Raw genomic sequence first — 23,980 nt, forward strand, 5'->3', positions numbered from 1 at the left:
GATTTGTCTTTAAAAGGCCCACGTCGCGTTTTTGCGGGCGACATGGGCCTTGGAATGAGATGGCCTAGAAGTTGTCTTTGCGGTGCCGAATTTCGGTGAAAACAATTTCGGCAGGCGCACCGGACATGCCCATTGCCTGACCAACCGCCGGGACATCGGCCCTGAGGAACGGGTTGGTATCAATTTCTTCGCCAATTGTGGACGGGATGGTGGGGCGGTCGGCCTTGCGCAGGGTTTCAATGGCGCTGGCACGGGCCTGAAGGGCGGCATTTTCCGGTTCGATGGTCAGCGCAAACCTGGCATTGCTCAGGGTATATTCATGGCCGCAATAAAGCCGTGTATCGACGGGCAGGGTCCGGAACTTGATCAGCGAGTGCCACATTTGTTCGGCAGTGCCCTCAAACAGGCGACCACAGCCCAGGGCAAACAGGCTGTCCCCGGAAAACACGGCAGAAACCGCCGGGAAATAAAAGGCAATATGACCCGCCGTGTGGCCCGGCACATCATAAATACGGGCTTCAAGATCGCCGACCTTAACCACATCGCCCTCGGCAACGGTTTCATCCAGATTGCCAATTTTGGCAGCCTCTGCCGTTGGGCAGATGATTTTCGCCCCGAACTTTTGCTTGAGTTCTGCGTTACCACCCACATGGTCATTGTGATGATGGGTATTTATGATGATATCAAGCGACCAACCCCGTTTGGACAGTTCCTTGATCACTGGTGCGGCGTCGCCCGGATCAATCACGGCGGTGACGCCACTATTGGGGCAGCGCAGCAGATAAATATAATTGTCCGAGCGGTTCGGGATCAGGATGATGTCGTCTGCTGGCATTTTGGGGCCTCGCTTGTTTGGGATGTTTCAAAGCCTAACAGGCTGGCGCGGGGGAAACAATTGTGCTGCAATTTGTTTCGCCCTTCCGTCCGACAATGATAGGGTTCGTTCATGCGTCAGGATGTTGTTGATTTACACCGCTTCTATGCCACCAGCCTCGGTCAGGCGGCCCGTCGGCTTATTCGCCGCCGGTTGCGCATGATGTGGTCGGATGTGCGGGGCATGCGTGTGCTGGGTTTTGGCTATGCCACCCCTTATTTGCGCCCGTTTCTGGGCGAGGCAGAGCGCGTGATGGCCTTTATGCCCGCGCCGCAGGGATGCGTGCATTGGCCTGCCGGGGAATCCAATTGTGTTGCCCTGACCGAAGAAACCATGCTGCCGCTGCCCGATAGTTCGGTGGATCGCATTTTGCTGGTGCATCTGGTGGAGCATTCCGATTCGCAACGCCGCCTGATGCGTGAATGCTGGCGTGTGTTGACGCCCAATGGCCGGATTGTCGTGTTGACCCCCAATCGAAGCTCGCTTTGGAGCTGGTCGGAAAACACGCCGTTTGGCTTTGGTCATCCCTATAGTGTCAGCCAGCTGCAAAATCTGATGCGCGAAAATATGTTTTTGCCTGTGCAACACAGCCGGGCCCTGTTTTTGCCGCCCACCCGCAACCGCTTTTTGCTGCGCTGGTCCCAGGGGATTGAAAATGTTGGCTCGCGCCTGTTCAAGGCCTTTGCCGGTGTCAGTATCGTCGAGGCCGGAAAGCAGCTTTATGCCAGCACCGGTACCCCGCAGCATAAACGCAAGCTGGTGCATATGCCGGTTGCCGTCCCGCCCATGCGCCCGGTGGATGGTAATCATGTTGGCAGCAGTCCGCGCCGTCAGGATGAGACAGTGCTGCACCGTGACCCATCGGTGCCCTCTTCGCCATTCAATCAGGCCAAGACGCAAACAAGCGATGAAATCTGTTTGGCAGAAGCCAGCGATACGATTTATCGGTCGTGATATTCGGGTGGTCTATGTGTTTTCCCTGACACTTTATGGTTGCTGGTTTTTTCTCGAAATATCAATGATTTCCGCCAATTTATCGAAATAAGAGGCGGTGTTGTGCGTGAAGTCGAAGGATAATTATCCTTACAGTTGTGCATGGCTCTATCTCGTCGATAGCAATGGTACCTGATGCGTTTTGCTGATAGTTGGTGCCACCCTTTCCTGTAAATGCCCATTAAGTGAAGCGGACATTGTTATGCCGATGCGCCTTGCGCTTGTCTTTTTGCTGTTTTCCGGTGTGTTTTTATTTTGCGCAAAGCCTGTCTTTGCGGAACCAGACACAGATAAAAGCCATGTGCGCCAGCGCGTTGTTCTTTATGGTGAGGAAAATAATCCCCCCTATGCCTATTTGCAGGGCAACGTCATGATGGGGATTTATACCGATATTTTGCGTCGGGCGGCGTTGCAGATGCCGCAATATGATATCGAATTTTCTGCGGTGCCCTTCAAACGTGGCATCGAGCTTTTGAAGCGCGGCGAGATTATGGCGTTTTATCCACCTTATTTCAAACCGGTACGCGATTGGGTGCAGCGTTACTCAGTACCGATCGTTACGCAAACGCCTGTTGTGCTGTGCACTGACCAGTTTGCCCGCTATCGTACATTGTTAAGCTATCCGTATGATTATGTCGGTGCCCGGTTTGGCAATACATCGGGTTATAAAATGGCGGGGCAGGCTCTTTTCAACATGGCCGAACGGCATGAAGTGACCTTTGAGGAAGCGCACACGACCGAAATCAATTTGCGTCGCCTGCTGGCCGGGCGGATTGACTGTTATGTCAATGACCGCTTGGCGATAGATGTGGCCTTAAGCAAGATAGGCCCTGCCTCCGATGAGGAATATTACCATCTAACGGAAACCGCCCTTTTGGGATCACATCAGGGTGGGGTTGCCTACGGCCCCGATGAAGCCGGGAAGTGGCCCTTTCGGGATGATTTTGCCGATGCGCTGGACGGCGTATTGCGCAAGATGCACGAAGAGGGCGAAATTGATGCGATATTGAAAGGGTATATGATGTAGGCGCCTTGCCGTATTTCTGTGCTGCTTGGGCGGCCATCTTGAAGGCGGCCAGAGTGTTCCTGTGTGGCAGGGCACTGTGTTTAGCGACGGCTGACAGCCAGGGCAACGCCAAAGCTGACAAAAATACCCCCGGCAATACGATCAAACCATTTTCGGGCAGAGCCCAGCAAAAAGCCCTTGCTGCGGGCTGCCAGCAGCGAATAGCCCATGATCCCGGAAAAGGACAGGATCATAAAAGTGCCATCCAGGATCGCGAATTGCGTCAATAGCGGCGCATTCGGGGCGAGGAACATCGGGAACAGGGCGGTGAAAAAGGCAATAGCCTTGGGATTGCTGGCCGAAACAACGAAACCGCGCAGATAGATGCGCATATAACCGGGATGGGCCATTGCCGGGTCGGTAGAGACATTTACAGCCCCCTTGCCGCTTGCCCGCCACATTTTGAACCCCAGCCAGATCAAATAGGCCGCACCGGCAAAGCGGACGATATCAAATAAAATGGCCGATGCCATGATCATCGCGCCCAGTCCCATCGCTGACAGGGCGCCCATCAGGCCGGTGGCCGTAACGCAGCCCAGGGCGCCAATCATCGCTGTCACGGTGTTGTGGCGAACGGCATTGGTGATCGCCAGCATCACGGCCGGGCCAGGCGTTAAAACGGCAATCAGAACAGCGATGATATACAGGCCATATTGGTCAAGCGACATAAAACACTCTGTAAACTGGGCCGACGTCATTTGGGCCGGGTGGGGTACTGGCTGTGGCGGTGAAGGCAGGCATGGTGCGGCATAAACGTGTGATAGCGGGGGGCGTGAAAATCGAGAGCCCCCTCCGTCAGTCTGCTGATTATGACAGTATCTTTTTGAAAGAAAATAAAAAAAGGCCGCCAGCACGAAGCCAGCGGCCTTTGATTTTTAAGGTATCAGGATCGGCTTAATGCTCGATCTTCGCCCAGATTTTGCGTTTTACCGCATAAAGCATCGCCGTAAACACGATCAGGAACAGCAGAACCTTCATGCCCATTGCTTTGCGGGCTTCAAGTTCCGGTTCGGCAATCCAGTTCATGAACGCCGTAACGTCAAGGACTTCCTGATCAACTGTGGCTTCGGTGCCGTCGGTATATTCGACGTCATCACCATACAGGGGCGGGGGCATCGAAATCTGATGGCTGGGGAAGTAGTGGTTGTAATACTTGCCTTCAGCCATTTCGACACCGGCCGGTGCCTCTTCTTCATAGCCGGTCAGCAGGGCATGGATGTAATCCGGGCCGTGCGGGCGGGCTTTTGCCATCAGCGACAGATCGGGCGGTGTTGCTCCACCATTGGCAGCAGCAGCTGCCTTGTCGTTTGCAAACGGATGCGGGAAGTGGTCAGACGGTTTTGCCGTACGGGTGAACATTTCACCATCGTCATTGGGGCCGTCCTGGACTTCGTATTCCGCGGCAATCGCCTTGATCTGGTCTTCGTTAAAACCAATGCCTTCCAGATTGCGGAATGCAAGGTAACGCATGCTGTGGCAGCTTGCGCAGACCGTTTTGAACACCTGGAAACCGCGTTGCAACTGCGCACGGTCATAGGTGCCAAACAGGCCCTGCCAGCTCCATTCCATTGCGGGCGGAACCACGCCTTCCGCAGCCTTGGACGATGTGTTGGCAAAAGCGGTCAGCGCGAAAGCAGCAGCAATTGCGGTGAGAGCAAATTTACGCATTTGCACCTCCCTTGAGAACAGATTCGCTGATGCTGGCAGGAAGCGGTTTTGGCCGTTCCATTTTGCCAACCACAGGCATGACGACAAGGAAATGCAGGAAGTAATACAGCGTTGCCAACTGACCAACCGTAATCACCTGCAGACCATGCAGCCCCATGAACGGATCAGACGGAGCCTTTGCACCACAATAGCCAAGAACGAAGCAGTCAATGACCAGAACGACAAAGAACCATTTGTAAACCGGACGGAAGCGCGAGCTGCGCACCTTGGACCTATCGAGCCAGGGAATGACAAACAGCACGATAATGGCCGCGAACATCGCCAGCACGCCCAGCAGTTTTGCCGGAATGCCAAGGAATTCAAAGTCGATCGACCGCAGGATCGCGTAGAACGGCAGGAAATACCATTCCGGAACGATATGGGCCGGCGTCGATAGCGGGTTGGCCATAATGTAGTTGTCCGGCTCGCCAAAGAAGTTCGGCGCGAAGAACACGAAATAGAGATAGATGATCAAAAACACCCCCATCCCGAACAGATCCTTGATCGTGTAGTAAGGATGGAACGGAATGCTGTCCTGCGGCGTTTTGATCTCGACACCGGTTGGGTTGTTTGACCGCACTGCGTGCAGTGCCCATACATGCAGGACCACAAGGCCCAGAATGACAAACGGCAGCAGATAATGCAGCGAGAAGAACCGGTTCAGGGTCGGGTTTGAGACCGAGAAACCGCCCCAAAGCCATGTCACCAGCGGATCACCGATAACCGGGAACGCCGAGAACAGGTTGGTAATAACCGTTGCCCCCCAAAATGACATCTGGCCCCAGGGCAGAACATAGCCCATGAATGCGGTTGCCATCATGGCGAGCAGGATCAGGATACCAATCCACCACAGAACTTCACGCGGGGCCTTGTATGACCCGTAATAAAGACCACGGAAAATGTGGATATAGACGCAGATGAAGAACATCGACGCGCCATTCATATGCAAATAGCGGATCAGCCAGCCATAATTCACGTCACGCATGATGCGTTCAACGGAATCAAATGCCATATCGGCATGCGGCGTATAGTTCATCACCAGGAAGATCCCGGTAAGGATCATCGTCACCAGAACAAAACCGGCCAGGGAACCAAAGTTCCACATATAGGACAGGTTTTTCGGTGTCGGATATTCGTAAGCGGAATGGTGCAGCATCGAAAAGATCGGAAGACGATCATCGACCCATTTTACCACTTTGTTATTCCATACAGGCGCGCTCATCTTACACTCCCTTAGCCGATCTTGACCGACGTGTCGGTGAGGAAGGTATAGGTCGGCACAACAAGGTTCTTCGGTGCCGGACCCTTGCGGATGCGGCCTGAACTGTCATAGTGCGACCCGTGACACGGGCAATACCAGCCGTCAAAGTCACCGCGCGGTTCCCCGGTTGCGGTGCCCATCGGAATGCAGCCCAAATGGGTGCACACGCCGACGACGATCAGCCATTCTTTTTTCTTCACACGGGCATCGTCGGCCTCGGGATCGACCAACTGGTTCAATGCCACGTCTTCTGCTTCTTTAATTTCGCGTTCGGTGCGATGGCGAATAAACACGGGTTTACCGCGCCACATGACCTTGATGGCCTGTCCGACCGGAATGTTTGACAGGTTCACTTCGACCGAGGCCAGTGCCAGAACGTCCTTGGACGGGTTCATGCTGTCCACGAACGGCCACAGTGCCATGCCGGTGCCGACGACACCGACCGCTGTGGTCGCAAGGGTCAGGAAATCCCTGCGGTTCTCGTCCGGGTGCTCCCCGGATGATTGCGCCGTTTGAGACATGATGTATTCCTCTTTCTGCCCCCAAAACAGGCATGCGGAATGCCTGAATTCATCGCCGGGATCATTGACTTACTTCAATTCGAAAAAAGTTTTCTGCTCCCGCGCCCTTCAGGCCTGAATCGAATTTCGTATACTAACAATAACGGCCTTTGTTAAGGATAACTTGGCGGGAAAGGTGTGCATTAATAAACGCTCTGGTTTTGGAAACACTCTAAAAACCCTACGTCAAACAAGACTTTTCCTAGCACTGGCACCCTTGTGTGATACCCGCTATAACAAGCTACTTTGTTAAAGACCCGGTCCCAGAAGCGGGAAACTCCTGTAACGCTATGAAACTTTTGGTAACATTTTTTAGGGCGTTTTTATACAAAATTGCGCGAGTCTGTTGATCCATCATGAGAATTTGTTTGTTTGAGCCCGATATTCCGCAAAATACCGGGACAATTTTACGTATGGCCGCCTGCCTGGGGGTAGGGGTTGATATTATCGAGCCCTGTGGCTTCCTTTTGACATCGGCCAGTTTGAAGCGTGCCGGGATGGATTATCTCGAAGCGGCAAATTATCAGCGCCACGCGGACTGGCAGGCTTTTGAGCAGGCGCGGTCAAGGGGAGACCTTCCCGGGCGCTTGGTACTGATGACGACAAAGGGGGCTGTCCCCTATTGTGATTTTGAGTATCGCGCCGATGATATTTTGATGCTGGGCGCTGAAAGCCGGGGTGTTCCCGACCAGGTGCATGAATCGGTTGATGCGCGGGTGGTTATTCCGTTGCGTCCGGGGATGCGATCCTTGAATGTAGCAATGGCGGCGGCTATGACCGTCGGTGAAGCCATGCGTCAGACCAACAGTTTTCCGGGAACCCCTGAATGAGTGATGAAACAGCCCGCCAGACCGAAGTACGTAAAAAGCAGGCCGCTGACTGGTTCAAATCCCTGCGAGACCAGATTTGCGCCCGTTTTGAACAGCTTGAAGATGCCTGCACCGGCCCGTTATCGGACCGTCCCGCTGGCCGGTTCGAGCGCACCCGCTGGGATCGTGGTGAAAATCAGGGTGGTGGTGAAATGTCGGTTATGCGGGGCCGTGTTTTTGAAAAAGTCGGGGTGAATATTTCCACCGTTTATGGCGAGTTCTCCGAAAAATTCCGCAAGGAAATACCGGGGGCCGACGAAAACCCCAATTTCTGGGCTGCGGGCATTTCGCTGGTGGCGCATCCCTGTTCGCCCCTTGTGCCTGCCGTGCATATGAATACCCGCCATATCGTGACATCCAAGGCATGGTTTGGCGGCGGGGCGGATTTAACCCCCGTTTTTCCCGACGATGCCGACACCGCCGATTTTCATGGGGCCTTTAAGGTTGCGTGTGATGCGCATGGCGAGGATTATTACGACCGCTTTAAAAAGTGGTGCGATGAATATTTCTGGCTGCCGCACCGCAATGAGCCGCGTGGCGTGGGCGGTATTTTTTATGATTATCTGGAAAACGACTGGGACGCCGATTTTGCCTTTACCCAGGATGTTGGCAAGGCGTTTCTCAATGTGTATCCCACCCTGGTGGAACGCCATTATAACGATGACTGGACGATGGACCAGCGCGAGGCGCAACTGGTCAAACGCGGCCGGTATGTTGAGTTTAACCTGCTGCATGACCGGGGCACACGGTTTGGCATAATGACGGGCGGCAATACCGAAGCCATCCTGATGTCGCTGCCGCCAATGGCAAACTGGCCCTAGGCGGCGGGCATTTGATTGTTTGGAAAAGATGACAAAAGGCCTGTGTGATGCAGGCCTTTTGTACATGTGATGTGGGGCTTTTTTACCATTTTGGCGGGCTTGCGCCCAAAAGCCCGGCCGGCAGGGACCAGCGCATCGGGATGCCGCCAATTTCAAGCGGCGGGTATAAGCGCTGCACATCTCCACTGCCGGACGGCTCGGCGGCCTGCATGTAATCGCTGTCGGCAAGGTCGGCGAAGGGTGGGGGCGAAGAGGCGTCCGGAGAAGTGGGCTGATATTCGCACAACAATGCCGCCACCCGTGCCAGAGAGGTGCGGTAGCATTTGCCGTGCCCGTTTTTATGGCGGTCGACCAGGCCGCGAATGGCGCTGGTGGCAAGAATATACCCAGCCGCGTGGTCCAATGCCTGTACCGGCAATGGCGCGGGTTTGTCCGATTGGTAGCTTTTCATGCCGTGATTGGCGATGCCGCTGCTCATTTGTACCAGGCTGTCAAAACCGCGTCGAAACTGCCACGGCCCGGACCAGCCATAGGCATTCAGGGCCACATCAACCAGACCGGGGTTAAGGGCGCGGCGGGCCTCGGCCCCTAGGCCCAGGCGTTCAAGGGCATTGGCGCGATAGCCATGCACCAGAATGTCGGCTTCTGCCAGAAGGGTGCGAAACCTGTCGCGGTCCTGATCGTCGCGCAAATCAAGTCGGGCACAGCGTTTGCCCAGTGTCACGTCGGGCAATATTGTGGGTTCATCCCAGCCGGGCGGGTCAATGCGCAACACATCGGCTCCAAACCCCGCCAAAAACCGGGTGCCCACCGGCCCGGCCAGAATGCGCGTTAGATCCAGCACTTTTACCCCGGCAAGCGGACGTTCAATCGTGCCGGTAAGGGGGAAATGTGCGTTTTCAGGGGGTTCCGAAGTGGGAAGTGAATGTGTTTCCACATGCACCAGCGGCTCGCTGGCAACGGCCTGGCCCTGGGGATGCTGTTGCCATGCCGTGATGGAACGCATTGCGGCAGCACATCCCCCTTTTTCGACAATGGCAGTTTCCAGCGCATTGATCGGCCAGTTTGCCACCGTTTTGGCAACGCTTTGCCGGCTGGCATCTTCTGGTGTGATGTTAAGCACTTCAAGGGCGGCGCGGCGATGATGCGGGGCGTTGGTATGCAGGCGGACCCAGCCATCCTGCCCCTGATAATCCCCGGCAATGGCATCCCACTTGGCCGCAGGGGCCCAGCCGACGGGCCGATAGCTTGACGAAAACCAGGCTGATGCCAGTCGCCGGTCAACATTTACCGGCAGGGGCAGGGTGGTATTTTTGCCCTGATTGCGGATCAGGCCTGCAAGCTCGGCAATCGCCAAACCGGCACAGGCAACCGAGGACGCCGCCAGATCGGTTACGGCAAAGACCGATGGCAGGGCACCGTTAGTGGTTTGCGAAATAGCGTTGGTCATGGCCGGATTACCGCCGACTGCGCTCCAGATTTCGCACGCAAAATGATCGAACGGCTCCGGAGTATCCGGCGTGCCGGATCTCTCCCCTGAAGGGAATGGGCGGTTGGAAGACGGGGCGCTGGCACCAGTCATGGCGGCCTCCTTGGCGGTCGTGTTTGTCTGATAAACAGATCTATACAGCACGCCAGATTCAATATATCGTCAATATTGATTATATAAATCAACATATATTGGTCATGACAAATCAACATTTCGACACGTCCCGTTTTATCAGTGCCGAACAGGCGGCCGGCCAGTTGGGGGTATCGCGGGCAACGCTGTATGCCTATGTCAGCCGCGGGCTTTTGCGTGCGCATCCGGTAAAGGGGGACAGCCGACGCCATTGTTATGCCCGTGCCGATGTGACCGAACTGGCCGGGAAGCGCAAACGGGGACACAAACCGGTTGATATTGCCAAATCCACCCTGGATTGGGGGATGCCGGTTCTCGAATCGGGAATCACGCTGATCCGTGACGGGCAGCTTTATTATCGTGGCCAAAGGGCTGTTGAGCTTGCGGACCGGGCCAGTCTGGAGGAGGTGGCAAGCCTGCTTTGGGATTTGCCGGATTTGGGCCGTCTGGATGTTCCAGCGCCGGTGTTGCCCGACGGCTGGTCGCACTTAAAAAACCATTATGCAAAGGTCCCGGTGATCGAGGCATTGTTGCCACTGTTTGCCATTGCCTCCGAAGATGGTGAAACCGGCATTTGGCAGCAGGATGAAACCCGCCTTGCCGCCGGAGCGTCCCGGTTGCTCGCGGCGCTTTTTGCCTGTGTGACCGGGCGGGATAGAGACCATCATCCCTTGCATATGCAATTGGCGCGGGCGTGGGGGCTGGATGCGGTCGGGGCCGATCTGGTACGCCGCGCACTTGTGCTGTGTGCGGATCATGAATTGAATGCGTCCAGCTTTACCGCCCGCTGTGTTGCCTCGACCGAGGCCAGCCTGCGAATGGCGATTATTGGCGGTTTGGCGGCCCTGAGTGGCGGACTGCATGGTGGCATGACCGAACGGATTGAAACCGCCTGGCAGGCCCTTGATATGCGGAACATGGCGCAGCAGTTGCGTCGCCAATTGGCGGCCGGGGTGGAATTTCCCGGTTTTGGGCATCCGCTTTATCCGGCGGGGGATGTACGGGCAAAGGCCCTGCTGGATTTGATTGAGCCTGAATTTCTGATGGCAGCAGACATTTCCGAAACCATGACGTCGCTGACAGGGAAGGCACCGGGCATTGATTTTGCCCTGGTAGCGATGCGGCGGTATTTGACCCTGCCAGAAGGGGCTGCATTTTGTGTGTTTGCGTTGGGCCGGGCTGTTGGCTGGATTGCCCATGCCCTGGAGCAACGACGCCAGAGCCAGTTGATCCGTCCGCGTGCTGTGTATGTCGGTCCCGAACCGGTAACGGCGTGACAGGTTGCAAATACCCAGCAAAAAAGCCCGGCATCATATCTTGTGCCGGGCTTTGGTCGCTTGGAATTTGGCAGGCAATTCGGACCGGTTTATTCAGCCGCAACAGCGGCCTTTTGGCCGGTGACAAGCGCCATATAGTCTTCCATTAGGGTTTTGCAGATCTGGCCCGGGGTAAATTTGTACTGGCCGATTTCTGAAACCGGGGTGACTTCAGCAGCCGTGCCGGTCAGGAAGCATTCTTCAAAACCGGCCATTTCTTCGGGCAGGATCGTCCGTTCAATGACTTCGATGCCGCGTGCCTTGGCAAGGTCGATCACGGTGCGCCGCGTAATGCCGTTCAGGAAGCAATCCGGGGTCGGGGTGTGCAATTTGCCGTCTTTGGCAAAGAAGACGTTGGCACCGGTGGCCTCGGCAACATGACCGCGATAATCAAGCAGCATGGCATCGGCGTAACCTTTGCGTTCCGCATCGTGTTTGGACATGGTGCAGATCATGTAAAGGCCGGCAGCCTTGGCATCGGTCGGTGCGGTGTTCGGTGCCGGGCGAGCCCATTTCGACAGGTCCAGACGAATGCCTTTGAGGCGTTCTTCGGGTTTGAAATAGCTCGGCCATTGCCAGGTTGCGATGGCAACGTTGATTTTGGTGGTCTGGGCGGCGACACCCATCATTTCGCTACCACGCCAGGCAATACGACGGACATAGCCATCCACAATGTTGTTGGCCTTGAGCGTTTCAAGAACGGCAGCGTCCAGTTCGGCGGAGCTGTAGGGGATGGTCATGTCGAGAATTTTGCCCGATTTGATCAGGCGTTCACCATGTTCAGCAAGTTTGAAGACTTTGCCGTTATAAGAGCGTTCCCCTTCAAATACTGCGCTGGCATAATGCAAAGCATGGCTGAGAACATGCAGCGTGCTGTCGCGCCAGGGTTTCAGTTCGCCATTAAACCAGATAAAACCGTCGCGGTTATCAAAGGTGGGAGTCGTCATTTGCCAAATTCCATTTAAAAGGGTCGCTTGAACGTAACTTTATGTCCCTAAACATGTAGCCGAAGTAACATTCATAGATTAATATGTCAATATAACTGACATAACGGAACAGCATGGCAGATATCTCGACACGCAAGGTCAATCCGCTTTTCCTGCGCGAGGAAGAGCTTCGTCAGGGCATGGAACTGTTGTTTTATGCCTATCGTGATTTCACGGCCGAAGCCGATCTGATTTTGGAGCAATATAATTTCGGTCGCGCCCATCATCGGGTTATTCATTTTGTCAGTCGCAATCCCGGCATCAATGTCAGCGAGCTTTTGGCAATTTTGCAAATTACCAAGCAGTCCCTGTCACGGGTTCTGGGCCAGTTGGTGCGCGAGGGTTTTATTGAACAGAAAACCGGCGTGCAGGATCGTCGCCAGCGATTATTGACCGTAACGGAAAAAGGCGAGGAACTGGAACGCAAACTGTCAGAAAACCAGCGGGTGCTGATTGCCAATGCCTATCGCGAAGCCGGGGCGGAAGCCGTTGAGGGATTTCGCAAGGTAATGCTGGGCATGCTGGGGCCGAATGACCGCGCCCGGTTTGAAGACGAGCTGTTGCCCAATGGCTTGCGTCGTCGCATGGGGTAAGGTTGCCTGCGGGTGTTTTGCGCGTGATCATGGATTGCGCCCAAGGACCGGGCAGGTATATTTCCCTGATGCGATAAAGTTTTGGGATGGGTTGAATGGTCGAGATCGGGTTGCCGCATATTCTGGTCGTTGATGACGATGACAGGCTGCGCGATTTGCTCAAACGCTATCTGGGTGAAAACGGGTTTATGGTAACAGTCGCCCGTGATGCCACCGAGGCGCGGGCGCGCCTGGAGGCATTTACCTTTGACCTGCTGGTGATTGATGTTCTTATGCCCGGCGAGAAAGGGGTTGACCTGGCGCGGTCCTTGCGGGATCGCGGTATGACGGTGCCGATCATGATGCTGACGGCCCTTACCGAAACCGATGATCGCATCGCCGGGCTTGAGGCCGGGGCGGATGATTATTTGGCAAAACCGTTTGAACCGCGCGAGCTTGTTTTGCGCATCGAAGCGATTTTGCGCCGTTATGGCACCCGCCCGGAAAACGATGTACCTGGCAAAGTGGAAACCACCGAAGTGATGTTTGGTAATTTTTGCTTTGATATGGAACGCATGGTTCTGCAACGGGGCGACGAACATGTTTATCTGACCACGGCAGAGCAGGACCTGTTGGCAGCCCTTGCGCGGCGGACCGGGCAAACCACCTCGCGCGAACAGCTTTTTGAGTTGACGGGCGGCACTGGCAGTGCTGATCCTGCGGCATCGCGCAGCATTGATGTGCAGGTAACACGATTGCGCCGGAAACTTGAGGATGACCCAAAACAGCCAAGATACTTGCAGACAGTACGTGGTCGGGGATATGTCCTTTACACAGACTGAGCTGCTGCATTGCGGCAATACAATCAATGATCGATCATATCGATAAAGGGTGACGGTTTTGGGCAACGCACTTTCTGGATGGGTCAAATCCCTGCTGCCGACGGGCCTTCTGGGCCGGTCTTTGCTGATCCTGATGACGCCGATGCTGCTGTTGCAGATCGTTACCGTGCTGATCTTTTTCGAGAGGCACTGGGATACGATTGCCAAGCAACTTAGCCGTGGGCTGGCGGGCGACGTAGCCTATGTGGTCGATTATATTGGCCAGTATCCCGATGAAGGCCATTTTGATGCCCTGGTTGAAAATGTCCGGCGGCGCATGCAGCTTGATGTTGTCTTTGAACCAGGTGCCATTCTGGAAAAGCAGATCACCCAGCCGCCTTATGGCCTCGTCTCGGCGGAGCTTTTTACTGCCCTGAAGGAACGGTTGGACCGGCCGTTTTATTTTGATCTGGATGTTGATGACCGGTTGCTGGAAATTCGGGTGCAGTTGCGTGACGGGGTGTTATCCGTGGTGGCACCGCGCAAGCGGCTTTATAGCTCGACGACATATATTTTCTTTATGTGGATCGCCGGGACCGCCCTGATCCTCTATGGGGTGGCGGTTTTGTTCATGCGCAATCAGGTGCGTCCCATCCGCCGCCTTGCCAAGGCGGCCGACCAGTTTGGTCGGGGGGTGAGCGTGGCGGATTTCAAGCCCGAAGGTGCATCCGAAGTGCGCATGGCAGCCACATCCTTTATGGCCATGCGTGATCGTATTCAGCGCCATTTGTCGCAACGAACTGCCCTTTTGGCCGGCGTGTCACACGATTTACGCACCCCGTTGACCCGTATGAAACTTGAACTTGCCATGCAGGGGATGTCGCCCGGGGTTGATGCCCTAAAGCAGGATGTGCAGGATATGGAGCGCATGGTGGATGCCTATTTGGCATTTGCCCGTGGCGAAGAGGGCGAGCAGGCGGTGGAAACCGATATTGGCAAATTGCTGACCGAACTGGTGGGCGAAGCCCTGCGTGAAGGTCAGCAGATTGACCTGCATGTAGAAGATAATCAGATGATGGAAATTCGCCGTCAGTCGGTACGGCGCTGTGTTGCCAATATTATTGGCAATGCCGGGCGCTATGCGTCGAACCTGTCGATCCGGGCCGGGCGGCGCGGCAATGATTTCGAAATTCTGTTCGATGATGACGGGCCGGGGATTCCAGCGGAAAAACGTGAAGAGGTTTTCAAGCCGTTTTATCGTCTGGAAGAATCTCGCAATCAGGCAACCGGCGGCGTTGGTCTGGGCATGACGATTGCGCGGGATTCTGCCCGTGGTCATGGCGGTGATGTGTTGCTGGAAGATTCGCCAGGCGGTGGTCTGCGTGTACGACTGGTTTTACCCATCGGGCATCGCTGATCTGGCAGAAGGCTTTAACGGGCGGGCTGATGAATTAGTCCGCCTGTGCAAAACGCGAATCATCAAGCCACTGGGTCAGTTGGCGGGATCTTTCGATATGATCGGTCATGATCAGGGCGGCATCATCGCCCCTGCCAGCCAGAATTGCCGCCGTAATTTGCTGATGCTGGCTATTGGTGTGCATTACCTGTTCATCGTGGATCAAGGCCTGTAACTGTAGCCAATAAACCGAATTGGTCAGCCGGTTAAGGATGGATTGTAACAGGGTATTGCCGCTGGTTTCGGCAAATAGCTGGTGAAATGCGATGTTATATTTTGCCATTTTTTTTCGATCCCCTTCCTGTTCGGCTTTGTCCAAACTGGCCTGAATTTGCAGCAGGGGCCCTGGTGCCTGTTCTAGCAGCGGGGCGGAGAGACGCACGGCCAAGGCCTCCAGACTGGCACGAATGACAAACAGGTCGTCAAGTTCGTGCCGGGTCAGCTGACGCACACTTGCCCCGCGATGGGGTTCGAACTGCAAAAGCCCGTCATTGCAAAGCTGGCGAAAGGCTTCGCGTATGGTGGGGCGGCTGACTGCAAGCTTGCGGGTAAATTCCGCCTCGGTCAGACGTTGTCCAGGGGCAAGGCGGCCTTCGCGAATGGCCTGGGTGATGATTTGGCATATATGCTGAACGGTGGGAATATTGTTCTGCGAGGGCATGGATGTTTTTCCGTTCAGAAAGGACGACAGGGCTGGCTTGTCCTTGCCATTGTGGTTGGCGGGCCACATATTGCAGCGCAAGATGATGTGAGATACCCATAATATTGTCAGACAATATTTTACATAAAATTGATATGGATCAAAGTTGGTTTTGATAAAAATACACCGTCATTGAATGTTTTCTTGCGATATACGGTGTATTGATGTTAAATCGCCTCAACTTGGCATCCATATCGGGCCGGGAACCGTGTATTGCTTTCCCGCCACGGTCTGACTGAAAGCTACTGTCGAAACGGATTGATGCAGCACTATGGCTAGCAATTTTAACGAAGAAACCGTCACTTACGTTCATCACTGGACGGATACCCTGTTCACCTTCAAAACCACGCGGGACCCGGGTTTCCGGTTTCTCAATGGTCAGTTTGCGATGATTGGACTCGAGGTCGAGGGCAAGCCGCTTGTTCGCGCCTATTCGATGGTCAGCGCCAATTATGACGAGGAACTGGAATTTTTCTCGATCAAGGTGCCGAATGGTCCTTTGACCTCGCGGTTACAGCATATCAAGGTGGGGGACAAAATCCTGGTTGGGCGTAAGCCGACGGGAACCCTGATCCATGATAACCTGTTGCCGGGCAAAAATCTGTGGCTGTTATCCACGGGGACCGGCCTTGCCCCGTTCATGAGCGTCATTCGTGATTACGAGACCTATGAGCGCTATGAAAAGGTGATTCTGGTTCATGGTTGTCGCGAAGTGCGGGAACTGGCCTATCAGGAATTCATCCACAATGAATTGCCTCATAACGAGTTCTTTGGCGAGGAAGTGCAGAAGAAGCTTCTGTATTATCCGACCGTCACGCGCGAGGAATTTACCCATCAGGGGCGTATTACCGAATTGATGGCATCGGGCAAGATCTACGAAGATCTGGGCCTGGAAAAACCGACGCTGGAAAATGACCGCTTCATGCTGTGTGGAAACCCGCAAATGATTGCCGATACCCGCGCGATGTTGCTGGAATGGGGTGGTAAAGAAGGCAATATGAACGAACCGGGGCATTTCGTGATTGAAAAGGCCTTTGTCGAGAAATAACCATTTTCTGTCACTTGGACAGTCGCAAAAAGGGCATCGTTTCGTACGGTGCCCTTTTGTTTTTTGGCATTTGGGGCAAAAATTTGATGTTATCTATTTGAAATAAAAAGGTTTAATGCGGAGTAGTGGAATATCTAGTCCTGATGTTAAGGATTATCCCTATTTAGGGATATGGCGATCTATACATACGTATTAATTTCACCCTCAGGCAATGATGCCAGATGCGAAACGGGTTCGGGAATCTGGCGAGACAGTAGATAGGGTGTGTTATGTCTTACTTTAATTTCTTCTCGTCCGATAAAAACGTTCTGGCAGCGGAAACTCTTCAGGCTTTGGAAAAATCGCTGGCGGTGATCGAGTTTGACCCCAAGGGCCATATTCTTCGGGCGAATGACAATTTTTTGAACCTGATGGGCTATCGGATTGAAGAAATTCAGGGCAAGCATCATGCAATGTTTGTCGAAGATAAAATCGCAAACTCGGCGGACTATAGAAATTTCTGGACTGATTTGGCAGCGGGCAAGTTTAAGCAATCTGCATTCCCGCGCAAAACCAAAGATGGCCGTCGCGTTTGGATCGAAGCCAGCTACAACCCGATTTGTGATCAGTCGGGCCGGGTTGTGAAGATTGTCAAATTTGCTTCCAATATTACCGAGCGTCGGGAACGGGCTGCCGAGCAGGATGGCCGGGTCAATGCCATCTGGCGCAGTCAGGCGGTGATTGAATTTGACCTGAAAGGCAACATTTTGGATGCCAACGAGAATTTCCTGTCGGTAATGGGATATTCGCTGGCGGAAATCAAAGGCAAAAGCCACCGGATGTTTGTTGAAGCTGATTATGCGCACAGCGCCGATTACCAGGAATTTTGGCGTGAACTGGGGCGGGGGAATTTTATTGCCAAGCAGTTCAAGCGCATCGGCAAGGGCGGCCGCGTTGTATGGATACAGGCATCCTATAACCCGATTCTTGATCCGGACGGCAAACCATACAAAGTCGTGAAATATGCGACTGACATTACCGAGCAGGTTGAACTTCTTGATGATCTCAAAGAGATGATCGATGTCAACTTTGCCGAGATTGATCACAATCTGCATGACTTGGATGACCAGGCAAATCACGCCTATCGCACATCCGAAGAAACGTCGGCCAATGTTCAGGCAGTTGCAGCCAGTGCCGAAGAATTGCTGGCATCCATTACCGAAATTTCGCGCAGTATGTCGGCAGCACGAAGCTCTACTGACCAGATGTTTGATAAAACGGTAAAGGCGGGTGAATCAACTGAACGCATGGATGAAGTTGTATCCTCGATGGGGAATATCGTTGAGGTGATCCAGAATATTGCCAGCCAGATCAACCTGCTGGCGCTGAACGCAACGATCGAATCGGCCCGGGCGGGTGAAGCGGGCAAGGGGTTTGCCGTGGTGGCAAACGAGGTTAAAAACCTTGCCAAACAGGCGGCCCGTGCCACCGAACAGATTTCGGCTGATATTGGCGGGGTTCAGGGCATTGCCAAAGAAGTTGCCTCTGTTCTGGCCGAGATCCGTTCCGAGGTGGAAGGGGTGGTCAATAACGTCACCAGCATTTCCTCGGCGGTCGAGGAGCAGAGCGCGGTGACGGGTGAGGTTTCTGTTAACATGCAGTCGATGGCGGTATCGGTGGAAAGTTTCGCCGCCACCATTAACCAGATCAAAGGTGGCTCTGGCCTGGTTTCCGGATCGGTTGGCCGTACCCGCGAAGCAGCGATGGTTCTGGCCCGTTAAGTTCGAGACGAAAAAAGGCTGGCCGGTGACGATGTTGTCACCGGCCAGTTTTTTGTGCGGGTTGTTTTATGTTTTATTGCCTAAGGCATGAAGCCTTATAACAGGCGTTCCCCATTGGGGACTTTCTGTTCTGGCCGGATCAGCACAATGCCGTTATCGGCGGTTCCATCGGAAAATCCCAGACATAGAACCTCCGACATGAAGGGGCCGATTTGGCGGGGCGGGAAATTGACAACGCCAGCCACCTGCGTGCCGATCAGTTTTTCCGGGCTGTAATATTTGGTGATTTGTGCCGAAGTTTTTTTTACACCGATCTCGTCGCCAAAATCCACCCATAGTTTGATGGCAGGGCGGCGGGCTTCGGGGAAGGGTTGGGCATCAATGACTGTTCCCACCCGGATATCGACTTTCAGGAAATCATCAAAACTGATTTCGCTCATATGGTCCTCCATCTGTTTGCCCTTAAAATACCGGTCCTGCGGGCAAGGCGCAAAGGCCGGACAGTTTAAGGGGTAAAATCAGGAGTTTGAGCAAAAGCCCGAATGAAGTAGGGGGCTGAAATATGCGCATCAGACAAAGAAAAACGGCAGGGCCAAAGGCCCTGCCGGAAGTTTGATAACGGGAAGTTATCAGAAACTTATTTCGCTGCGGCTTCGGTTTTTTCGATCGCGGACTTCAGTTCGTCCAGCGATTCGGTGAAGCGAGCCTGCAGCAGGCCAAGAGCTTCTTCCTGGGACTTGCTGACCAGGCCAGAAAGTTCCTTTGCGTTGGCAAGGGCTTCTTCATAGGCGGTTTTCGCAGCAGCGGTCTGTTTGGCAGCAGCAGCCATCGGGGTTTCGCCCGAAGCAGCAGAGAAATCTTTACCCTGAGTGGTAGCTTTTTCCATCATGGTCTTGAAGATTTCGCTCTGGCGCTGTGCAACAGCCTGGAAGCCATCAAAAGCAATTTTGTTTGCTTTGGTCAGGGCTTCAACATTCTTGCGCTGAAAGGCCATCATTTCGTTGATGTCAACACCCGGCATTTTGAAGTCGGTGGTGAATTTGGTGAAATCAACGTCAAAAAACGGGTTGGTAGCTTTTTTTGCGGCGGTCATTGAAGGGCACTCCATTTTCAATGCGACGAGTTATCTAATGAGGCGCTATTGTGCGCCGCACAATTTCAGCTGCAATGTGCCCGATTTTGCCCCGGGGGTCAAGTATTATTTTGCACTGCACAAAAAATCTTGAGTTATGTTTTTGTTGCAGTCGACAACTTGGGGTGTTTGATGGCGGAGGCGATTATACAGGGCGAATTATGCCAATGATAACCGCTTCTTACAGGCGGGGCAGCAGAGCGACATTGTGCTGTTTGACGGGAAAGGCAGGCAGGTCAGGTGTTTTCCCGTGCAGGAGTGTCGCTGTGATTAGTGGCCGTTTTGCGGCAGCGTTGGGTGAATTTGTTTCGCACATCTGCCACACGCGACAGGCCTTTTCCAAATTGCATGTCCCAGTTGCCGCCCTGGCTCAGGCTTTTGTCAAGCAGGGCCATTGTCGGCCCGTAATCGGGGGTATCGTCATCCAGCCATTGGCGGAAACACCGCGCGTAAATGGCCGTAAGGCCGGTGACGCGCAGGCAGCCCTGCAGGCCGCCGGTTTCAAAACCGGCCGCTTCCAGCATCCAGCGCATCGAAGTAAAACCGGTTTTGGCCGCACGCGCGCCATCGGCCAGGCCAACATCGCCAAAATCCTTGAGGATGGATTTGAGCGCCGGGCGATAGGGGGCCAGGGCATCAAAGCGGGCCATGATGATATCGATCAAACGGTCATGGCGGGGTTGATCAAAGTCATCTGCGTCCAGTTCGGCCAGAACCTGCTGATCGACCCTTTGCACAAAGGCCCGCAAAATATCGCTTTTGTTTTGAAACAGCGGATATATCCGGTCCATCGCAACGCCGGATTTTTGCGAAATGTCGATCAGTGTGACCAAATGCCAGCGCCGTTCTGCGGCAAGCTCCATTGCAGCGTTTATGACGGTGTCGCGCGGATCTTTTTTGGCTGGCATGGAACGCTCCTGTCTTGCAAAGGCATGGTATGCGCCGTTCCGGTTTTGTCGCAACGGTATTGTTTATGATGTGGCGGGGATCGCGGCAAATGCAATCCCCGCGCACGGCAAACAGGGTTATCCGGCCAATTCGACGGAGCGTTTGCGGGCGGCTTCGACGGCTTTGGTCATAAGCTCCGTCAGGCCATTTTGCGGGTCCATCAGCACATTTAGGGCTGCCGCCGTGGTGCCGCCGGGGCTGGTGACGTTTTTACGCAGGGTTTCGGCGGTTTCAGGGCTTTGATCGAGCAGGAAGCCCGCACCCACAATGGTTTGCCGGGCCAGCAGCATGGCCTGTTCTTCGGGCAGGCCCGCATTTACACCCGCCTGGGCCAGGGCCTCGACCATATGAAAGACGTAAGCCGGGCCGCTGCCCGAGACGGCGGTAACGGCATCCATCAGGCTTTCATCATCAAGCCAGGAGACTTCGCCAACCGCCTGAAGCAGGGTTTCACACATGTCGCGCTGGGCGGTGCTGACATAATCGGTCGGGAACATCACCGTCATGCCGCGCGAAACCGATGCCGGGGTGTTGGGCATGGCGCGAACAATGCGGGCGGTGTCGCCCAGTGTCTTGGCAAAGAACGATGTCGTCCGACCCGCTGCGACCGACAAAAACACCGTTTCTGCCCGGACCAGGGGCTTATAGAGTTCAAGAATATCGGGCAAAACCTGTGGTTTGACGGCAAACAGAACAACCTGGGGCACAAAATTTTCCGGCATTTCGGAAAGGTCGGTAAGGCCATGAACCCCCAGCCGGGTTTCAAGGTTTTCGGCGGTGTCGGCCTGTTCAATGACATAGACATTGTCGGAATTCAGGCCACGGGCCAGCCAGCCTTCGAGCATGGCACCCCCCATTTTACCGCAGCCAACCAGCAACAACCGTGTTTTCATGACTTCCCCTGTTTTATGACGGTGACATAGATTTTGCGTGATCTTTAATTTGGTCCGCCTATGCGCGTCCCTAAAGCCGTACCCGTGTTCTAAAGGTGGGTCAAGCGATGGCGACCAGAAGCCGGGCTTTGCCGCCAGGGACAGGACCAAAGAATGGATGTTGCCATTTTTTGCCCCAAATGCAAAAAACACCCTGCCGGGGCAGGGTGCGGGATCGGCGATGTTTAAAACCGCCAGGGATGTTTTATGCTTGGCCGGTTTACGCCTGGCCCACGGGTTCGAGCATGGCGTTGGCAAGGGCCTCGTCCGGGCTTTTTCCATGACCGAGGACAAAGTTGAAGGCCGGAAAAAAGCGTTCGCATTCGGAAATGGCGATTTCGATCAGCTCTTCAAACTGTTCGGTTGCGGGCGGTACATCGCCGCCAAAGAGCAGGGTGTGGCGAAACAGCGGCATGTTTTCTTCCAGCCACAGGCCAAAATGCCCGATCCAGAGCTGTTCATTGCACTTGGCTAGCAATTCATACATGCGCGGGCGCACCGGGTCTGGCACGAACAAATCGAAGCAGCAGGCGATATGCAGGGCTTCGGCATCGTCGCGCCAGGTGAAATACACAAGATACGTGCACCAGTGCCCTGGAATCTCGACAACGATCTCGTCTGCGCTGCGCCGTTCAAGGTTCCACTGGTTGGTTTGGGCGATGTCTTCGACAAGCAACAGCGGATTGTCGTCGTCCATTTCGCCGTTATCCTGCATCAGGTCGTTCATATAAAATCAATCAGTCTGTATCGCCAAAGGGCGCGCACTATAGGGCCGTCCTGGCGGGCTTGCAACCACTGTGGATACAAAGGCGCATTGCGTGAAACACAAGGGCGGATCAACCTTGGGGTTGATCCGCCGTGGATTTTGATTAACCGGCACAGGTGAAAGGCTTTTTAGGCTGTTATTTTGCCAATGCGTCGAAAGACGGACCGAAAAATAATTCGCTTTATGGCCCGATGCGGGGCGATTATGCCTCGCTGGCTGGTTTGGCCTTGGCGGTTTTTGTGGTCTTGGCGCCGGTTTTGGCCTCAGCCTTGGGTGCGTTTTCGGCGGCTTCCAGTTTTGCCAGGCGGTCTTCAAGGGCGGCGACCTGTGCCTCAAGGGCCTCGGCACGCTGGGCGGATTTAGTGGCGATGTCGCGCGTCACGTCAAATTCCTCGCGCGTGACGAGGTCCATATTGAGCAGGATTTTCTCAAACTGCTGGCGCACCAGTGCATCAACCTCGCCCTTGACGCCGGTCATGGTGCCCAGGGCACTGTTGGTGACGCGGGTAAGGTCATCAAGAAGGCGGTTATTGATCTGCATTTCAGGCTCCGGCTTGTAAGGGGGTTGAATTTCCTGTGCTTATAATATGGTTTTATTTGCCATTCGGGCAAGTAATGAACATCCATCGCCGTTTTGTGACACGTACTTGCCTTGCCGTGGCCGGTTGGGGTGCCTATAAATGCGCCAGGCATTTTTATGTGGGTATGATCACGCGCCGCTGGCGTCCGTTCGCCGGACAAGCCGCCGCAAAAGCAGGAGAAAACGATGCTTGTCGTTACTGGTGGGGCCGGGTTTATCGGGTCCAATATTGTCGCCGCCCTTCAGGATCGCGGGGAAACCGACATTGTTATTGTGGATCGCCTGCGCGATGGCATCAAATGGCGCAATATTGCCAAGCGCGAATTGCGCGACATTGTTCATCCCGATGAATTACCGGCATTTCTGGAAGCCCACCCCAATGACATTGACGCGATTTTTCATATGGGCGCGATTTCGGCAACCACCGAACGCGATGCTGACAAGATCGTTGCCAATAATTTCAAGCTGACGACCTTTTTGTGGGAATGGTGTTCGCGCCATTCGGCCCGGCTGATTTATGCCTCGTCTGCGGCAACTTATGGCGATGGCAAACAGGGCTTTGCCGATATATTCGAGCAGGACGACCTGGCAAAATTGCAGCCATTGAATGCCTATGGCTGGTCCAAACATGCCACCGACCGCCGGTTTCGCCGAATCCTGGACCAAAACGGTTTTCGGCCCAAACAGTGGGCCGGGCTGAAGTTTTTTAACGTTTACGGCCCGAACGAATATCATAAGGGCGGGATGCGGTCGGTCGTGTCGCAAATGTATGACAAACTGTCGGCGGGCGAACAGGCCACTTTGTTTAAATCCCACCACCCGGATTATGAAGATGGCGGGCAGTTGCGCGATTTTGTCTGGGTTGGTGATGTGGTCAATATCATCATGTGGCTGTATGACCACCCGGAGGTTTCCGACCTTTTTAATGTCGGTACCGGCAAGGCGCGCAGTTTCAAGGATTTGGCGCTGGCGGTTTTTGCCGCAATGGGCAAGGAACCCGATATCAAATTTGTGCCAACGCCCGAGGCCATTCGCGACAAATACCAGTATTTCACCGAGGCCGATATGTCCAAGCTGCGTGCCAGTGGCTATGACGCGCCGATGACACCGCTGGAGGAAGGGGTGCGCCAATATGTGCAGGACTTCCTTGCGACCGATGACCCGTTTCGTTAAATCCGCCTGACAATGTGG

At 54.4% G+C, this 23,980-nt stretch carries 25 protein-coding genes; 11 read left to right on the top strand and 14 right to left on the bottom strand.

The genetic code is table 11. The features are described from left to right. Nucleotides 1-64 precede the first annotated feature (64 nt). Nucleotides 65-835, bottom strand: coding sequence for a hydroxyacylglutathione hydrolase (gloB, locus tag LF95_RS14235; RefSeq protein ID WP_073955698.1), 771 nt, complete (start codon nt 833-835; stop codon nt 65-67). Between the two features lie 111 nt (nt 836-946). Here gloB and LF95_RS14240 point away from each other — a divergent pair, with 111 nt between their 5' ends. Beyond that, on the top strand, nt 947-1,828 hold the full coding sequence (locus tag LF95_RS14240; RefSeq protein WP_252509769.1) for a class I SAM-dependent methyltransferase: 882 nt from the start codon (nt 947-949) through the stop codon (nt 1,826-1,828). Nucleotides 1,829-2,069: 241 nt separating this feature from the next. Continuing rightward, entirely contained in the window at nt 2,070-2,894 is an 825-nt protein-coding gene (locus tag LF95_RS14245; protein ID WP_073955699.1) for a substrate-binding periplasmic protein, read from the top strand. 80 nt (nt 2,895-2,974) lie between these two features. Here the strand turns inward: LF95_RS14245 and LF95_RS14250 are convergent, their stop codons facing one another. The 4 genes from LF95_RS14250 to petA form a co-directional block, all read right to left on the bottom strand. Continuing rightward, nucleotides 2,975-3,601: a LysE family translocator gene (locus LF95_RS14250; protein WP_073955700.1), complete on the bottom strand. Its 627-nt coding sequence runs from the start codon at nt 3,599-3,601 to the stop codon at nt 2,975-2,977. A gap of 226 nt (nt 3,602-3,827) precedes the next feature. Next, complete coding sequence (locus LF95_RS14255; protein WP_073955701.1) at nt 3,828-4,601, bottom strand: cytochrome c1; 774 nt, start codon at nt 4,599-4,601, stop codon at nt 3,828-3,830. Beyond that, on the bottom strand, nt 4,594-5,862 hold the full coding sequence (locus LF95_RS14260) for a cytochrome b (protein WP_073955702.1): 1,269 nt from the start codon (nt 5,860-5,862) through the stop codon (nt 4,594-4,596). The genes LF95_RS14255 and LF95_RS14260 overlap by 8 nt, the downstream gene beginning before the upstream one ends. Before the next feature lie 11 nt (nt 5,863-5,873). Continuing rightward, complete coding sequence (gene petA / locus LF95_RS14265; RefSeq protein ID WP_073955703.1) at nt 5,874-6,422, bottom strand: ubiquinol-cytochrome c reductase iron-sulfur subunit; 549 nt, start codon at nt 6,420-6,422, stop codon at nt 5,874-5,876. Between the two features lie 395 nt (nt 6,423-6,817). Here petA and LF95_RS14270 point away from each other — a divergent pair, with 395 nt between their 5' ends. After that, nucleotides 6,818-7,291 (top strand): tRNA (cytidine(34)-2'-O)-methyltransferase, encoded by a 474-nt coding sequence (locus LF95_RS14270; RefSeq protein WP_143182046.1) that lies wholly within the window; start codon nt 6,818-6,820, stop codon nt 7,289-7,291. Continuing rightward, nucleotides 7,288-8,151 carry an oxygen-dependent coproporphyrinogen oxidase gene (gene hemF, locus LF95_RS14275; protein WP_073955705.1) on the top strand — a complete coding sequence of 288 codons (864 nt, stop codon included), beginning with the start codon at nt 7,288-7,290 and terminating at the stop codon, nt 8,149-8,151. Before LF95_RS14270 ends, hemF begins: the two co-directional genes overlap by 4 nt. An 82-nt stretch (nt 8,152-8,233) precedes the next feature. Here hemF and LF95_RS14280 read toward each other — a convergent pair whose 3' ends face one another. Beyond that, nucleotides 8,234-9,733 (bottom strand): CoA transferase, encoded by a 1,500-nt coding sequence (locus LF95_RS14280; protein WP_083607694.1) that lies wholly within the window; start codon nt 9,731-9,733, stop codon nt 8,234-8,236. Nucleotides 9,734-9,837: 104 nt separating this feature from the next. Between LF95_RS14280 and LF95_RS14285 the strand changes: the two genes are divergently transcribed. Beyond that, nucleotides 9,838-11,049: a citrate synthase family protein gene (locus tag LF95_RS14285; RefSeq protein WP_073956296.1), complete on the top strand. Its 1,212-nt coding sequence runs from the start codon at nt 9,838-9,840 to the stop codon at nt 11,047-11,049. An 89-nt stretch (nt 11,050-11,138) separates the two neighbouring features. Here the strand turns inward: LF95_RS14285 and LF95_RS14290 are convergent, their stop codons facing one another. Then, nucleotides 11,139-12,035, bottom strand: coding sequence for a branched-chain amino acid aminotransferase (locus LF95_RS14290; RefSeq protein ID WP_073955707.1), 897 nt, complete (start codon nt 12,033-12,035; stop codon nt 11,139-11,141). 113 nt (nt 12,036-12,148) lie between these two features. On the opposite strand from LF95_RS14290, the gene LF95_RS14295 reads away from it, so the two are divergent. The 3 genes from LF95_RS14295 to LF95_RS14305 all read left to right on the top strand — a co-directional run bounded on the left by LF95_RS14295 (nt 12,149) and on the right by LF95_RS14305 (nt 14,884). Next, on the top strand, nt 12,149-12,667 hold the full coding sequence (locus LF95_RS14295; protein ID WP_073955708.1) for a MarR family winged helix-turn-helix transcriptional regulator: 519 nt from the start codon (nt 12,149-12,151) through the stop codon (nt 12,665-12,667). Nucleotides 12,668-12,762: 95 nt separating this feature from the next. Then, a complete protein-coding gene (locus LF95_RS14300; protein ID WP_073955709.1) occupies nt 12,763-13,488 on the top strand; it encodes a response regulator in 726 nt (241 codons plus the stop codon). 58 nt (nt 13,489-13,546) lie between these two features. Further along, a complete protein-coding gene (locus LF95_RS14305) occupies nt 13,547-14,884 on the top strand; it encodes an ATP-binding protein (RefSeq protein ID WP_073955710.1) in 1,338 nt (445 codons plus the stop codon). A gap of 34 nt (nt 14,885-14,918) precedes the next feature. On the opposite strand, the gene LF95_RS14310 is transcribed toward LF95_RS14305, so the two are convergent. Then, nucleotides 14,919-15,584, bottom strand: coding sequence for a GntR family transcriptional regulator (locus tag LF95_RS14310; RefSeq protein ID WP_073956297.1), 666 nt, complete (start codon nt 15,582-15,584; stop codon nt 14,919-14,921). 310 nt (nt 15,585-15,894) lie between these two features. On the opposite strand from LF95_RS14310, the gene LF95_RS14315 reads away from it, so the two are divergent. Then, complete coding sequence (locus LF95_RS14315; protein ID WP_073955711.1) at nt 15,895-16,671, top strand: ferredoxin--NADP reductase; 777 nt, start codon at nt 15,895-15,897, stop codon at nt 16,669-16,671. A 269-nt stretch (nt 16,672-16,940) separates the two neighbouring features. After that, nucleotides 16,941-18,431 (top strand): methyl-accepting chemotaxis protein, encoded by a 1,491-nt coding sequence (locus LF95_RS14320; RefSeq protein WP_073955712.1) that lies wholly within the window; start codon nt 16,941-16,943, stop codon nt 18,429-18,431. Between the two features lie 95 nt (nt 18,432-18,526). On the opposite strand, the gene LF95_RS14325 is transcribed toward LF95_RS14320, so the two are convergent. The 6 genes from LF95_RS14325 to LF95_RS14350 form a co-directional block, all read right to left on the bottom strand. Beyond that, nucleotides 18,527-18,871 carry a tRNA-binding protein gene (locus LF95_RS14325; RefSeq protein ID WP_073956298.1) on the bottom strand — a complete coding sequence of 115 codons (345 nt, stop codon included), beginning with the start codon at nt 18,869-18,871 and terminating at the stop codon, nt 18,527-18,529. 197 nt (nt 18,872-19,068) lie between these two features. Further along, complete coding sequence (locus LF95_RS14330; RefSeq protein ID WP_073955713.1) at nt 19,069-19,524, bottom strand: phasin family protein; 456 nt, start codon at nt 19,522-19,524, stop codon at nt 19,069-19,071. 275 nt (nt 19,525-19,799) lie between these two features. Further along, a complete protein-coding gene (locus LF95_RS14335) occupies nt 19,800-20,471 on the bottom strand; it encodes a TetR family transcriptional regulator (protein ID WP_073955714.1) in 672 nt (223 codons plus the stop codon). A 117-nt stretch (nt 20,472-20,588) separates the two neighbouring features. After that, nucleotides 20,589-21,404, bottom strand: a complete 816-nt coding sequence (proC, locus tag LF95_RS14340; RefSeq protein WP_073955715.1) for a pyrroline-5-carboxylate reductase — start codon at nt 21,402-21,404, stop codon at nt 20,589-20,591. Between the two features lie 259 nt (nt 21,405-21,663). Beyond that, entirely contained in the window at nt 21,664-22,140 is a 477-nt protein-coding gene (locus LF95_RS14345; RefSeq protein ID WP_252509770.1) for a type III secretion system chaperone family protein, read from the bottom strand. Nucleotides 22,141-22,411: 271 nt separating this feature from the next. Next, nucleotides 22,412-22,750 (bottom strand): accessory factor UbiK family protein, encoded by a 339-nt coding sequence (locus LF95_RS14350; protein WP_073955717.1) that lies wholly within the window; start codon nt 22,748-22,750, stop codon nt 22,412-22,414. Between the two features lie 225 nt (nt 22,751-22,975). Between LF95_RS14350 and rfaD the strand changes: the two genes are divergently transcribed. Next, complete coding sequence (rfaD, locus tag LF95_RS14355) at nt 22,976-23,962, top strand: ADP-glyceromanno-heptose 6-epimerase (protein ID WP_073955718.1); 987 nt, start codon at nt 22,976-22,978, stop codon at nt 23,960-23,962. Nucleotides 23,963-23,980: the final 18 nt, after the last annotated feature.

This window comes from Thalassospira sp. TSL5-1, from assembly GCF_001907695.1.
Lineage (GTDB): Bacteria > Pseudomonadota > Alphaproteobacteria > Rhodospirillales > Thalassospiraceae > Thalassospira.